11 protein-coding genes and 1 pseudogene are annotated in these 14163 nt (G+C 76.1%); 5 read left to right on the forward strand and 7 right to left on the reverse strand.

Annotation, left to right across the window (positions count from 1 at the left end; genetic code table 11):
• Positions 1-85: 85 nt before the first annotated feature.
• The 3 genes and pseudogenes from ACY34I_RS08610 to ACY34I_RS08620 form a co-directional block, all read right to left on the reverse strand.
• Complete coding sequence (locus ACY34I_RS08610; RefSeq protein ID WP_148793388.1) at positions 86-964, reverse strand: DUF3152 domain-containing protein; 879 nt, start codon at positions 962-964, stop codon at positions 86-88.
• A gap of 158 nt (positions 965-1122) precedes the next feature.
• Positions 1123-2094 (reverse strand): annotated as a pseudogene (locus tag ACY34I_RS08615) (alpha/beta fold hydrolase); the annotation flags it as partial.
• A gap of 46 nt (positions 2095-2140) precedes the next feature.
• Positions 2141-4318 (reverse strand): hypothetical protein, encoded by a 2178-nt coding sequence (locus ACY34I_RS08620; RefSeq protein ID WP_462754156.1) that lies wholly within the window; start codon positions 4316-4318, stop codon positions 2141-2143.
• 884 nt (positions 4319-5202) lie between these two features.
• Here ACY34I_RS08620 and ACY34I_RS08625 point away from each other — a divergent pair.
• Positions 5203-5841: a TetR/AcrR family transcriptional regulator gene (locus ACY34I_RS08625; protein ID WP_148793385.1), complete on the forward strand. Its 639-nt coding sequence runs from the start codon at positions 5203-5205 to the stop codon at positions 5839-5841.
• 65 nt (positions 5842-5906) lie between these two features.
• Positions 5907-6134 (forward strand): DUF3107 domain-containing protein, encoded by a 228-nt coding sequence (locus ACY34I_RS08630; protein ID WP_073834372.1) that lies wholly within the window; start codon positions 5907-5909, stop codon positions 6132-6134.
• 46 nt (positions 6135-6180) lie between these two features.
• Here the strand turns inward: ACY34I_RS08630 and ACY34I_RS08635 are convergent, their stop codons facing one another.
• Positions 6181-6825, reverse strand: coding sequence for a ferritin-like fold-containing protein (locus tag ACY34I_RS08635; protein ID WP_462754053.1), 645 nt, complete (start codon positions 6823-6825; stop codon positions 6181-6183).
• A 302-nt stretch (positions 6826-7127) separates the two neighbouring features.
• On the opposite strand from ACY34I_RS08635, the gene ACY34I_RS08640 reads away from it, so the two are divergent.
• The 3 genes from ACY34I_RS08640 to ACY34I_RS08650 all read left to right on the forward strand — a co-directional run bounded on the left by ACY34I_RS08640 (position 7128) and on the right by ACY34I_RS08650 (position 10605).
• A complete protein-coding gene (locus ACY34I_RS08640) occupies positions 7128-8774 on the forward strand; it encodes a DEAD/DEAH box helicase (RefSeq protein WP_462754055.1) in 1647 nt (548 codons plus the stop codon).
• Positions 8775-8881: 107 nt separating this feature from the next.
• Complete coding sequence (locus tag ACY34I_RS08645) at positions 8882-10057, forward strand: class I SAM-dependent methyltransferase (protein ID WP_462754057.1); 1176 nt, start codon at positions 8882-8884, stop codon at positions 10055-10057.
• A gap of 131 nt (positions 10058-10188) precedes the next feature.
• Positions 10189-10605 carry a helix-turn-helix domain-containing protein gene (locus tag ACY34I_RS08650; RefSeq protein WP_462754059.1) on the forward strand — a complete coding sequence of 139 codons (417 nt, stop codon included), beginning with the start codon at positions 10189-10191 and terminating at the stop codon, positions 10603-10605.
• Between the two features lie 13 nt (positions 10606-10618).
• Here ACY34I_RS08650 and ACY34I_RS08655 read toward each other — a convergent pair whose 3' ends face one another.
• The 3 genes from ACY34I_RS08655 to ACY34I_RS08665 form a co-directional block, all read right to left on the reverse strand.
• The gene (locus tag ACY34I_RS08655; protein ID WP_462754061.1) at positions 10619-11614 is read right to left on the reverse strand and encodes a hypothetical protein; all 996 of its coding nucleotides are present in this window, start codon (positions 11612-11614) and stop codon (positions 10619-10621) included.
• The gene (locus ACY34I_RS08660) at positions 11607-11837 is read right to left on the reverse strand and encodes a heavy-metal-associated domain-containing protein (RefSeq protein WP_148793376.1); all 231 of its coding nucleotides are present in this window, start codon (positions 11835-11837) and stop codon (positions 11607-11609) included. The genes ACY34I_RS08655 and ACY34I_RS08660 overlap by 8 nt, the downstream gene beginning before the upstream one ends.
• Before the next feature lie 110 nt (positions 11838-11947).
• Complete coding sequence (locus tag ACY34I_RS08665) at positions 11948-14134, reverse strand: DEAD/DEAH box helicase (protein ID WP_462754063.1); 2187 nt, start codon at positions 14132-14134, stop codon at positions 11948-11950.
• Between the last annotated feature and the right edge of the window lie 29 nt (positions 14135-14163).

The following is a 14163-nucleotide window of genomic DNA, read 5'->3' on the forward strand; positions in this document are numbered from 1 at the left end:
ACACCAGCGTGTCATGCAATTCGGGCGATCAGCCGCGTTTGCCCAAGGTTACGCGAATGGTTCTCATCATCGCCAAAAGGGAACGTCAGACCGCCGGGCCGGTGTAGCGCCTGCCGTCGAGGTACGGCCACGGGTTCGGCCGGCAGCCGTCGAGGAAGAGGGTCTGCTGCTGCATCACCGGCGCCGGCTTCCCGGCCCGCGGGCACCCCTCGTGATGGTGCCCCAACTGGTGGCCGACCTCATGGTTGATCACGTAGAGCCGGTAGGTGTCCAGCGGCACCTTGGCCGCCACCAGGTGCGGCGCCGAGGTACGCCAGCGGTCCAGGTTGATGACCACCTTGCCGGGCACCCGGCAGGACGTGTACGGCCGTCCGCCCACCCGGATGTCGATCCCCCCGGCCAGACACAACCGCCCCGCGGTGTCCCGGGTCGCCAGGTAGACGGTGAAGTCGTACCGCGCGCCGGGGGCCACCCGCTGCAACCGGAGCCGGCCACTGTCCACCCAGCTCCCGGGCCCGGCCAGGGCGCGCTGCACGGCGTCGCCGAAGGCGGACACGTCCTCGTCGGAGCCATCCTCCACCGCCACCCGGAAGCGCCGCAGCACCCCCGCCCGGCCCAGCACCTCGCCCGGCCGGTCGTCGTACGCGAAGCTGCCCCGCCCGTGCGCCGGCACCGGACCGGGCAGGGTCAGCACCGGCGCCGGGCTGGTCGGACTCGGCGTCGACGACGGGCTCACCGGGGCGGACGGCGTCGGTGGGGCGCTCGGCGCCGGCGGCTGGGCCACCGAGTCGTCGCTGACCAGCACCTCAGCGGCACCGGCCGACGGCCGTTGCACCACGGCGGCGACGGCTATCCCGGCGGCGGTCAGGAACGCGAGCACCACGATCGCGGACCGCCAGCGGCCGGCCGGGCGACCGGCGGCAACCGGCGCGGTGGAGCGGCCCGGGCGGGAGGAGGGAGGCATCCGGCTCAGCCTGCCATGTCGCGGCGGAGCGCGCTGTCCTCCGTTCCGGCGAGCAGGTCGTCCCGGATCTCGACGGGCACCGCGCCGGCCAGGGCCTCAGCGGACACTGCCCCGCCCCGCGATTCGGCGGACACTGCGCTGCCCCGCGACTCGGCCGTGCCGCGCGGCTCGGCCGGCGCGGCGCCGGAACTCGCCTCGGCGAGCAGCGCCAGGACGGCCCGCGCCACCGTTCGGGGCACCTCCAACTGGGCCACGTGCCCGACCCCGTCGAGCATCAGCAGGCGGCTGTCCGGGATCACCCGGGCGGCCCGCGGCGTCACCCGGACGTCCACCAGCCGGTCCTGGCGTCCCCCGATCAGCAGGGTCGGGGCGCGCACTGCCGCCGCCAGCCGCCACAGCGAACCGGCGCCTGGCAGGTACGACCGCAGGAAGCTGGAGACCAGGCCACGGAAGGTGCGGACGTACGCGGCGGCGTAGTGGGCCGCCTCGTAGCGGATCCGGATCTCCTCGATCGCCTCCTGCCGGCGCTGCTCGCTGATCCGGGTCAGGTCGGCGATGCACGCCTCCATCACCTCCTGGGCCATCACCTCGGGGGCGAGCTGGGCCAGCCGCCAGGCGGCCAGCCGCTCCCCCCGGGGGATCGCCAGCAACGGCAGCATCCGCCCCTGCAACGAGCGACGGAAGTCCAGGAACGGCAGCGCCGGGGAGATCAGGGTCAGCGTCCGGACCAGGTCCGGCCGCAGGGCCGCCACCCGTACCGAGATGGCGCCGCCGAGCGAGTTGCCGAACAGGTGCACCGGGCCCCGGTCGCTGTGCTCGATCCAGCGGACCACCCGCTCGGCGAAGGCCGGCACCGTGTACCGCCGGCCGGGCTCGCTGCGGCCGAAGCCGGGCAGGTCGATCGCCTGCCCGTCGAGCCGGTCGGCGAGCAGGCCGGCCAGGTCCGTCCAGTTCTGCGACGAGCCGCCCAGGCCGTGCACGTAGAGCGCCGGCTCGGCGTCGGGGCCGGTGGCTGGGGTGTCCCGGACGTACGTCACGGTGCCGTCGAGGCGTACCGCCCGGCCGGGCCAGGGCGGTGGGACGTGGTGCGCCGGCAGGAGCTGGTCCGGCCAGAGGGCGGCACGTTTCATGGTTCCAGTGTTCCCGCGCCCCGGCCGTCCGACACCGGCCTTCGGCTCAGGCGAGCAGGGCCTCCAGCCGGCGGTTCACCGCGGCCAGCGTCGCCCGGACCACCGCCTGCCGGGGATCCCCGGCCACCAGCGCCGAACCGGCCAACTGCTCCACCCAGCCGTCGCAGACCAGCAGCACCACCACGGTCGCCACCTCGCAGTTGCCGAACGGCACCACCGCGGCGTGCTCGACGAAGCAGCGCCCCCGCTCCGCGGTCAGGGCCGCGCGGCCGAGCAACTCGTCCACCGCCGCCGCGGCGGCCACCGCGCAGAGCCGCAGCACGTACCCGTCGACGGCCGGCCCGGTGGCGTGCCCCTCCGCCGTCCGGTCCCCGGCGATCAGGCGTACCTCCACGGTGGCGTCGAGCCCGAAGGTGCTCACCAGGACGTGGTCGATCACCACCCGGGGCCCCGGCGCGCCGCCGGTCTCCAGCGGTCGCGACGGCGCGGTCTCCGTCGTGGTCATGTGCCCGCCCGAGTACGACGCGCCGAGCGTGACCGGGCTGCCGGTGGCCGCCCCGGTCGGGGCGGCGGCGAGGGACGACTCCTCCACCGCGGCCCGGCCCTGGTGGGTCGCGCCCTGCCGGCGCCGGCGGGGCGGCTCGGCAGCCGGGGCCGGCGCCTCCGCGAGCCGGCCGGTCCGCGCCTCGGGCGCACCGAACCGGCCCTCCGGGGTTTCCGCCGATCGGCTCGGCACGGGCCGCGCCGCGCCGGCGCGGTCCTCCGGGCTCGGGGACGGTCGGGCCGCGCCCGGGCGGTCCTCCGCCGTGCGCGGCTCACCGGAGGCACGCTCCCCGCGCGCCTGACTCGACCGTCGACGGACCGGCGGCGGCGCGGCGGCGGGGGCACCGGGCAGGTTCTGCGGGGCGGCGGCCAGCCCCATCCGCTCCTGGAGCAGACGGGCCACCACCCGGCTCACCTCGGCCGGGTCGGCGCCGTCGGCGAGGTCGAGCCGGAGGCTGTGCGCCCCGGCCGGGGTCCGGCGCAGCGCGGCGTCCCGGACGCCGGCCACCTCCCGGACGGCGTCGAGGATGGCATTGACGTCGAAGCCCTCGGGCCGCTCGCGCAGCGGCGCGGGCTCGTCGTCACGGCGCAGGTGAGTGGCGATGCGGGCGAGTTCGGGGGTTTCGGCGGACGGTTCCACGGCTGGCGGCTCCGGCACGACGGGCACGTCCGGCTCGGCGGGGACGCGCTGCGGCAGCACCGCCGCAGCCTCCGCCAGCCGGGGATCGGCGACCGGCTCGGCCGTCGACACCGGCTCGGGGGCGGACCGGCGGGCCGCGTAGGGGGGCGCGCTCGTCGGGGCGGGCGCGGGGGTGCGATCGAAGCGGGACGCACCGCCGGCGGTCGCGGCGGGGCCCGGCGTCTCGCCGGCGCGCGGCCGGTACGGCGTGCCCTCCCGCTCCTCGGCCGACCGGGTGCCTGAGGCTGGGGCGTATCCGGCGGGCGGGACGCTGGCCGGAGCCTCGCGCGGGACCGGCGGGGCGCTCGTCGGGGCGGCGTGCGGGACCGGCGGGGCGCTGGTCGGGGCGGCGTGCGGCGGCGCACTGGTCGGGGCGGCGTGCGGCGGCGCGCTGAACGGGGTCACCGGCACCGGCGGCCCGGCCCAGGAGGGTCGTTCGCGCACCGGCTCGTACGCCGGGCGAGACTCCTCGTCGGTCCGGGGCGCCTCCTGCGGCTGGGCCGACTCGGGGCGCGGCGGCCCGTACCCCGACTGCTGGTCGGCGCGGACCGGCTCGTACGCGCGGGTCGGCTCCCCGCGCGGCGGCTCGTACGGCGCGGACTGCTCGGCGCGGGCCGGCTCGGGCGCCCACTCGGCGGCGCGTTCCTCGCGGGCGCGGCGGCCGACCGGCTCCTCGTCCCGGGCCCGGCGGCCGACCGGCTCCTCCTCGCGGGCGCGGCGACCCGTCGGCTCGTCCTCCCGGGCCCGGCGGCCGGCCGGTTCCGCCTCGCGGGACCACGGCGGCGCCCAGCCACCGCCCCAGCCCGGCTCGGACCACTCCGGCTCCTCGGCCGGCGACGGCCGGCGCTCGTCCGCCGGCCCTGCACCCCGGTCGTCGGCCGACGTGGCACGCGGCTCCTCGACCGGGCCGGCGGGCGGCGCCGACGAAGGACGCTCGGCCCAGCCGCGGGACAGCGACGGCGGCTCGGCCGGCGGCTCAGCCGGCGCCCAGCCGCGCGACAGCGACGGCGGTTCCGCCGGCGACTCGGCCGGACCCCGGTCGGCCCAGCCGCGGGGCGCCGACGGTGACTCGGCCGGCGGTTCGCCCGGCGCCTGGTCGGCCCAGCCCCGGGAGAGCGACGGGGGCGGCTCGGCGGCCGCCCGCTCGGTGGTCGGGGCGTGGAAGCCGGGCGGCACCTCGAAGCCCGAGGCGGCGGCACCGACCGGCGGCACCTGGAGGGCCGGCGGCGCGGAGGTGGGGTTCCCGCCCTCCGCCCGGCGCGACGCGCGGCCGGGCAGCGCCTCGTCGGACGAGTGCCGCGCCGGCGGCGGCTCCGCCTCGGCGGACGGCTGCTCCACTGCGGGGGCGGGCCGCTGGACCGGCACGGCCAGGCGGTCGCGGTCGGTCTCCCGGCGAGGCTCGTCGACGGGCGGGGCACTCACCGGCGCCTGGCGCGTCACGGGCGACTCCTCCCCGGCGTGGTGCACGCCGTTGACATGGCGGCCGTTGACCCGGCCCGACGGCTCCTCGGCGGGCAGCCCGGGCAGCGGGGCCGGGAGGTCCCCGTGGCGGGGCGACGAGGCAGCCCAACCGGCGAGATCGGCGCGGGGCCAGGCGAGGGGCGGCTCCCCGCTCCGGGCCCAGCCGGTCGCCGGGGGCGCCCACCCGTTGCCGGCCCGGGCCAGGTCATCCCGCTGACCCGTCCCGTCGCCGTGCTCTCCCGGGGTGGCGGCTCCGGGTTGCCCTGATTCACTCACCGCGCGCTCCTTGGTCGCCCCCGCTGAGGCTACCGTGTGGCGACAGTGGCGATAAGTTACAGCGGCGGGCCAATTCCGCGACGGGTTCACCAGCCCCGACCGGTTCGGGTGATAAGTGCCGGCTCGTACGATGAAACTCGGAGGTTCCCATGACCGCTGTGGGGAACGGTGCACAGACCGCCGGCCGGCCCACCCGCCTGCCCCGCTCGGCGCGCCGCAAGCAGCTGCTCGCCGCCGCCCAGGAGGTGTTCGTCGCGCAGGGCTACCACGCTGCCGCGATGGACGACATCGCCGAGCGGGCGGGAGTCTCCAAGCCCGTGCTCTACCAGCACTTCCCGGGCAAGATGGAGCTCTACCTCGCGCTGCTGGACACGCACTGCGACGCCATCGTGGCGAAGGTGCGCGACGCGATGCGGGGCACCAACGACAACAAGGAGCGGGTCGGCGCGTCGGTGCGCGCGTACTTCGACTTCGTCGACCACGAGAGCGAGGCGTTCCGGCTGGTCTTCGAGTCGGACCTGCGCAACGACCCGGCCGTCCGGCAGCGGGTGGAGCGGGTCGAGCAGGGCTGCATCGCCGCGATCACCGACACCATCATCTCGGACACCGGCGTGAGCCGGGCGCACGCCGAGCTGCTCGCCTCCGGCCTGGTCGGCGCCGCCGAGACGGCCGCCCAGTTCTGGCTGGCCGGCGGCCGGCAGGTGCCCAAGGCGGAGGCCGAGGCCCTGGTCGCCGCCCTCTCCTGGCGGGGCATCGCCAGCTTCCCGCTGCAAGGTGAGTCAGCCTGAACATCGGTACGCCAGATCGGATAGCCTTCTCACGGCGGCTCATTCGCCCCAGTTGAGGAGGCACCGTGGAGGTCAAGATCGGCGTGCAGTACGCGCCGCGTGAGCTGGTCCTGGAGAGCGGGCAGTCGCCGGCCGAGGTCGAGCAGATCGTGACCGACGCGATCGCCAAGGGGGAGGGCACGCTCTCCCTGACCGACGAGAAGGGCCGGCGGGTCATCGTGCCGGTCGGCAAGGTCGCCTACGTCGAGATCGCCGAGGCCGCACCCCGCGCGGTCGGGTTCACCGTCCGCTGATTTCCCGCCGGAGCCGCCGCGGCGGGCGCCACGGCGGCTCCGGGCCTCAGTTGTTCAGCCCCGCGGCGGTCATCCGCGCAGTGTGCGCGTCGGTCAGCCGGCGGAACAGCGCCGGCACGTCCACCGCCTCCCGGCGGGCGATCAACGCGGTGAGCGCGCCCCGGTCCGCGGCGGCGACCCGGCCGGCCTGGGAGAGCGCCTCCCCGACCAGCCGCCGCGCCCACATGGAGAGCCGGTTGGCCACCCAGGGGTCGGCCTCGATGGCCGCCCGGATCTCGGCGGCGGCGAACTCGGCGTACCGCGAGTCGTGCAGCACGTCGAGGACGAGTTGCCGGTCCGACCCGTCGAGCCCGTGCGCGATCTCCCGCAGGAAGTCGTCGGAGATGCCGTCCCCGACGTACGCCTTGGTCACCGCCTCCAGCCAGTCCTTCGGCTCGGTCGAGTCGTGGTACGCCTGCAACGCCTCGACGTACGGGGCCATCGCCTCGTCGGGCCGTACGCCCAGCGCGGTGATCCGGTCGGCGATCCACCGGTAGTGCGCGATCTCGGCGGCGGCCATCTCGCTGAGTGCGGCCCGCCGGGGCAGGTCGGGGGCGAGGCGGGCGTCGGCGGCGAGCCGGTCGAAGGCGAGCAGTTCGCCGTACGCCACGAGGCCGAGCAGGTCGACCAGGGCGGGTTCGGGGGCGGGCACGAGCGCAGGCTACCGTCCGGCCGCCACCACGAGTCCCCCGTCAATATGTGGCCCAGGTCACATCTAGCGGCCCCGGACGGCCACCCAGCAGCGGAATCAGAACGGCCCAGGAGCCGTTCAGGTAGGATGACACAGTTGCCGTGGGCACCGATTCGATCAGCTGAGCTGATCAGCACCGGTCCCCGGCGCGCGTGCGGCCCGGTCCGGCTCGGCGTACCGCCCCCGACCGTGTGGCCCGCGCCAAACCGACCGCGCCCTGAGGACATGAGGGGCGCACCACGAGAGGGCACCCCCAAATCCATATGAGCGAGCAGATTCAAGGCCAGGAACTGGCCCCCACCGCTCCGGTTCGTCCGGAAGCTCCCACTTTCGCCGAGCTCGGCGCCCGCCAGGAGACCGTCGAGGCCCTCGCGGCCGCCGGCATCACCCGCGCGTTCGCCATCCAGGAGTACGCGCTGCCGATCGCGCTGCGCGGCGTCGACCTGATCGGCCAGGCGCCGACCGGCACCGGCAAGACCCTCGGCTTCGGCATCCCGCTGCTGGAGCGGGTGTTCGCCCCGTCCGAGGGCAGCGACGGCCTGCCGCAGGCGCTGGTCGTCGTACCCACCCGCGAGCTGGGCATCCAGGTTGCCAGGGACCTCGACGCCGCCGGCCGCACCCGGGGCGTCCGAGTGCTGCCGATCTACGGCGGCGTGGCCTACGAGCCCCAGATCGAGGCGCTGCGCAAGGGCGTCGAGATCCTGGTCGGCACCCCGGGCCGGCTGCTGGACCTGGCCAAGCAGAAGCACCTGCGGCTCGACCGGGTGCACGCGCTGGTGCTCGACGAGGCCGACCGGATGCTCGACCTGGGCTTCCTCGACGACGTCGAGAAGATCCTCGCGATGCTGCCGGAGGACCGGCAGACCATGCTCTTCTCGGCCACCATGCCGGACCCGATCGTCGCCCTGTCCCGGCGCTTCCTGCGCCGGCCGGTGACGATCCACGCCGGGCACACCGCCGAGACCGGTCCGTCGCCGCAGACCCAGCAGCTGGCCTACCGCACCCACTCGATGAACAAGGTCGAGATCGTCGCCCGCATCCTCCAGGCCGAGGGCCGAGGCCTGACCATGATCTTCACCCGCACCAAGCGGGCCGCCGACCGGGTCGCCGAGGACCTGGACTTCCGCGGCTTCGCGGTGGCCGCCGTGCACGGCGACCTGGGCCAGGGCGCCCGGGAACGGGCGCTGCGGGCGTTCCGCGCCGGCAAGATCGACACGTTGGTCGCCACCGACGTGGCGGCCCGGGGCATCGACGTCACCGGCGTCACTCACGTGATCAACTACGACTGCCCTGAGGACCAGGACACCTACACCCACCGGATCGGCCGTACCGGCCGGGCCGGAGCGACCGGCGTCGCGGTGACCTTCGTCGACTGGGACGACATGCCGCGCTGGCGGATCATCGACAAGACCCTCGGGCTCGACATGCCCGAGCCGCCGGAGACGTACCACACCTCCGCGCACCTCTACACCGACCTGGACATCTCCCGCGAGATCACCGGCACGCTGCCGACCGCCGAGCGCACCCGCGCCGGGCTGTCGGCGGAGGTCGAGGAGGACCTGGGCGGTGGCCGGTCGCGGCGCGGCGAGCGCGGCTCGCGGCGCGGCGAGGGCCGGGGCCGCGAGCGCCAGCGGAGTCGGGGCGGCGACGCCGGCGCGACGCCCGCCGAGGGCGACACCGGTGCCGAGGCGTCCGAGGGCACCCGCACACCGCGCCGCCGCCGGCGCCGCCGGGCCGGCGAGGTGCTCGCCGGCGAGCCCACTGCGGTGGTCACCACGGAGGGTGGGACCGAGCCGGCCGCGTCGGCCGCCGCTGAGGGCGAGGCGGCAGCCAAGCCGCGCCGCCGCCGGCGCCGCCGTGGTGGCGGTGGTGCGGGCAGCGGTACGCCGGCCGAGGCGACCGCCGACTGATTCACACCCGCTTCGGCGACATGGGGGTGTCAGGACCTGCCTGACACCCCCATGTCGCGTACCTGGGGTGGATCAACAGACTGCCCGACGACGAGGAAGATGAGGCCATGCCGGAACCGCTGGACGCCGCCCTGACCGAGGTACGGGCGCTGCTGCTCGACCCCGCCCTGACCCGGGCGGTCGCCGCCGGTCGGCGCCGCGGCCAGCGCCCCTCGGTGGTCCGCGCCGAGCTGCGCCCGGTCACCCTGAAGGCCGGCCCGCGGCTGCAGATCTCCACCTCGGACGGCGCCCGGCCGTACACCCGTAACGTGGCGCCGGGCGCGGAGGCCGGCGCGGCGATCGACGCGCTGCTCGCCGAGCCCTTCGGCAACTGGCACGTGGAGACGGCCGACAGCACGCTCCAGCTCCGGGTGACCAAGTCCGGCGAGGCGCAGGTGCACCGGGCCGTGGCGAGCCGACCGGCGCCGGAGCCGGGCGCCCACGACCGGACCAAGGACTACCTGCTCGACCCGGGCGACCCGATCTTCGCCGAGATCGGCGGCTCGGCGGCCAAGCGCCGCCAGGTGGACGCGTTCCTGCGCGCGCTGGCGGCCACCCTGCCCGACGACCTGACCGGACCGTTGCGGGTGGTCGACCTCGGCTGCGGCAACGCGTACCTGACGTTCGCGGCCCACCGCTACCTGATGCAACGTGGGCTGGACGTGACGCTGGTCGGGGTGGACGTCCGCGAGGACCAGCGCCGACGCAACAGCGAGCTGGCCGAGCGGCTGGGCTGGGCCGACCGGGTCAGCTTCGTGGCCGGCACCATCGCGGACGCGGTGGTCGAGCCGGCACCCGACCTGGTGCTGGCGCTGCACGCCTGCGACACCGCCACCGACGAGGCGCTCGCCCGCGCGGTCCGGTGGAACGCCCGCTGGGTGCTGGCCGCCCCCTGCTGCCACCACGACGTGGCGGCCCAGCTCCGCTCCCGTACGGCCCCGGGGCCGTACGGGCTGCTCACCCGGCAGGGCATCCTGCGCGAGCGGTTCGCGGACGTGCTGACCGACGCGCTGCGGGCCGGCCTGCTCCGGCTGCACGGCTACCGCGCCGAGGTGGTGGAGTTCGTCGACTCCCGGCACACCCCGCGCAACCTGCTGATCCGGGCCCGCCGCACCGGCAACCCGCCGGCCGCCGACCAGCGGGCGGAGTACCGGGAGCTGATCGACCAGTGGGGCGTGACACCCCGCCTGGAGGCGCTGCTCGCGGACTCGCCGGCCGGGGCGGCCGCGGGTCACGTTAGTTGACCGGGGGCAACCGATGTGTCGTCCCGGCCATTGAGTCACCCGGCCGATCAGTCGGTTACTTCGCCGTCCCTTCGTACTACCCTCGGAGGCGCACCGAGGGGTGCTCCGGCCGGAAAGGGAAGACCCGGGGGATGGGTTCCGCAGAAGTTTCGCCGCAGATGGCCTTCGCCCGCTTCGTGCGGCGCGCCATCGACGACGCCCGCGAGGAGCGCGGCTGGACGGTAACCGACCTGGCCACGCACACCGGCGTGGGGCGGTCCACGGTGTTCCGCTGGCTGGCCGGCGACTGGCAGGACTACCCCGAACTGGCCAAGGTGCGCGGCTTCTGCGCCGCGCTCGACCTGCCGGTGGCGGCGGCCTTCCGCGCCCTCGGTCTCCCCGACGCCGGCCCGGTCCCCCGCCGGCGCCTGGAGGACGCCCCGGTCGAGGCGGACGTCCGGGTGATCCTGGAGCGGCTGGCCGATCCCCACGTCCCCGCGGAGGAGAAGCACCACATCCGCGACCTGCTCCGCTACCTGGCCCGCCGCCCGGTCCGCCGGGCCGGCTGACGCCGGCGGTTTCTCAGTCGACCGTCACCGTGAACGCGGCGGTACGCACCACGCCGCCGACCTGGAAGTCGAGGAACATCCGGTAGCGGCCCGGCCCCGGCGCGCTGAACGAGAACGTGACCGGTTCCCCGTCCCGCTGGGTCTCCGGGTGCACGTGCGCGTAGCCAAGGTCGCCCTCGCGCAGCGCGACCAGGTGGCCGTACGCGCCGAGGTAGGGCTCGAGCGGCGCGGCCGCGCCGCCGGAGGTGAGCACCTGGAACCGCAGCGGCACGGCCGCCCCCGCCTTCGGGGTGCCCTCGTACCCGACGGTGAACCCGTCGACCGTGGTCGAGGTGGCCGGGGCCGGCAGCGGCCGGGGCGCGTACCCGCCGGGCGCGGCCAGGTCGGTGCCGAGGGTGACGGCGGTCTGCCGGCCGTCGTCGGCGACCGCGGTGAAGTCGGCGTACGCCCGCCAGACCCCGGCCTCAGGCAGGGTCAGCGGCACCGACCAGGTGCCGTCCGCCGCCATCGTCGGGTGCAGGTGCTGGTAGCCGGTGAGGTCGCGGCGCACCACGATCAGGTGCATCGGCTTGTCGTGCACGACGGCGAACCGGGTGACCGGCTTCCGCCGCTCGTCCCGGATCTGGAACCGCAGCTCACCGGCCCGGCCGGCGGTGAAGTCCACGGTCGACGGGGTGAGCGTGTAGCCGGCCGAACTGAGCGAGAGCCCGGCCGCGTCCACGTCGTCGCCCTGGGTGACCGTGGCCCCGCCGTGCGAGTGCGCGCCGGTGCCCGGCGCGTGGGTGTGCGTCGCGGTGGTCGGGGCGGCGCCGAACGCGGTGGTCGGCGGCGGGTTCAGCCGGCCGAGGCCGAAGCCGAGCAGCACGGCGAGCACCAGCCCGCCCACCACCAGGGCGAGCCGCAGCGTGTCCCGGTCCACCACGCCCTCCCCGGGCGGCAGGTCGCGGCCGGGCGCGGGCGCCGGCTCGGCCGGGGCCTCGGGAGCGGTGACGGACGGCGACTCAGGCAACGCCGCCGGCCAGTTCGTAGCCCGCCTCTTCGACGGCGGCCCGGACGGTCTCGACCGGCAGCGCCTCGACGCTGGTGAGGGTGGCCGTGCCGGCGGTGAGGTCGACCCGGACCTCCTCGACGCCGGGCAGCGCGGACAGCTCCTCGGTCACCGCCCGCACGCAGTGCTCGCAGGTCATCCCGGTGACGGCGTACGTCTGGGTGACGGGTCGCTGCTCGGTCATGCGCCCACGGTACCGCCAGGTGCGGTGCCGCTCGGCTGACCGTCGGTGACGGTGGCGACGCTCGCAATCCGGGCGGCCCGGGAACTTTCCCCGGCCGGTGGACGACAACGTCAGCCGGCGGCCGCGAGGGCCAGCGGGAGCACCTCCGGGGCGCCGGCCCGACGCAGCAGCCGGGCCACCATGGTCATGGTCCAGCCGGAGTCGACCATGTCGTCGACGAGCAGCACCGGCCCGGCCAGCCCGGCCAGGGCGTCGGCCAGTTCGTCGGGCAGCGCGAAGGCGTCGTGCAGGGCGCGTACCCGCTGGGCGCTGTTGCCGCGCGGCCCCGCGGCGCCCGACGGACCGGTCCGGGCGACCCGGCCGAGCAGCGGCAGCCGGCCCACGGTGGCGATCCGCTCGGCGAGCGAACCGACCAGCGCCGGGTGGGTGCGGGAATCGACCGCCACCACGGCGACCGGCCGGCGCGGCCACGGGTCGTCGCCGTGCGCCCACGCCTTCAGCACCTCGACCACCGCCGCCGCCACGTCGTCGGGGACCGGGCCGTCCGCCGCGTCCGGCCCGACCAGGCCGCGCAACCGGCCACCCCAGCCCAGGTCGGAGAGGCGACCCACGGCCCGGCCGGGCAGCGCCTGCTCCGCCGGGGGGATGCGCCCCTTGAGGGGTACGCCCACCGCGTCGAGGCCGGTCGGCCAGAGCTTCTTCGGCGCGATCGCCACGCCGGGGCGGCCGAGGAAGGTCTGCGCGGCGGTGAGCGCGGCGTCGCTGACCTCGGGACCGACCACCGGGCCGGCGCAGTTGTCGCAGCGGCCGCAGTCGCCCGCCCCGCCGTCGTCCAGGCATTCCCGCAGGTAGCGCATCCGGCAGCCGGTCGTGCTCGCGTACCCGAGCATGGCCTGCTGCTCGGCGGTGCGCGCCTGGGCGACGCGGCGCAACCGGGGTTCGTCGTAGACCCAGGGCTCGCCGGTGGCGAGCCAGCCGCCGCGCACCCGGCGGACCGCGCCGTCCACATCGAGCACCTTGAGCATCAGCTCCAGCCGGGTCCGGCGCAGGTCGACGATCGGTTCGAGGGCCTGGGTGGACATCGGCCGGTCGGTGTGCAGCGCGGCGAGCACCGCGCGGACCTGCTGCTCGGGCGGGAAGGCGAGCGAGGCGAAGTATCGCCAGATGGCCGCGTCCTCGGCACCCGGGAGGAGCAGGACCTCGGCGTGCTCCACGGCCCGGCCGGCCCGGCCGACCTGCTGGTAGTAGGCGATCGGCGAGGGCGGCGCGCCGAGGTGCACCACGAAGCCGAGGTCGGGCTTGTCGAAGCCCATGCCGAGCGCGCTGGTGGCGACCAACGCCTTGATCTTGTTGTCCAGCAGGTCCTGCTCGGCGGCGCGGCGGTCGGCGTCGTCGGCCTGGCCGGTGTACGCGGCCACCTGCCAGCCTCGGGCGCGGAGGAACTCCGCCGTCTCGCCGGCCGCCGCGACGGTGAGGGTGTAGATGATCCCGGAGCCGGGGAGCCCGTCGAGGTGGTCGGCGAGCCAGCCCAGCCGGTGGGCCGGGCTCGGCAGGTCGACCACACCGAGCCGGAGCGACTCCCGGTCGAGGGTGCCGCGCAGCACCAGGACGTCCGGTCGCTGCGCGGCCGGAGCGGTCAGCTCGGTACCGAGCTGCTCGGCGACGTCCGCGGTGACCCGGGCGTTGGCGGTGGCGGTGGTGGCGAGCACCGGGGTCCGCTCGGGCAGGTTGCCGAGGAAGGTCCGCAGCCGGCGGTAGTCCGGCCGGAAGTCGTGCCCCCAGTCGGAGACGCAGTGCGCCTCGTCCACCACCAGCAGCCCGGTGGTGGCGGCCAGCTTCGGCAGCACGCCGTCGCGGAAGTCCGGGTTGTTGAGGCGTTCCGGGCTGATCAGCAGCACGTCGACCGCCCCGGCGTGGATCTCGGCGGTGATCTCGTCCCACTCGTCGAGGTTGGCCGAGTTGATGGTGCGGGCCCGGATGCCGGCCCGGGCCGCCGACTCGACCTGGTTGCGCATCAGTGCCAGCAGCGGCGAGACGATCACCGTGGGGCCGGCTGCCTCGCTTCCCCCGTCGGCGGCGGGTCCGGCGGCGTCGGCCTGGCGGAGCAGCGCGGTGGCCACGAAGTAGACGGCCGACTTGCCCCAGCCCGTACGTTGCACGCAGAGCACGCGCCGGCGGTCCACCACCAGCGCCTCGATGGCCCGCCACTGGTCCTCGCGCAGCCGGGCGTGTTCGCCCGCCAGCCGCCGCAGCACCGCCTCGGCCCGCTCCCGTACGGCCACCCGATCCTGGCTCATCCGGCATTTCTAGCAGGCATCCGGGCGAC

This window comes from Micromonospora sp. RTBAU3-60, assembly GCF_054963695.1.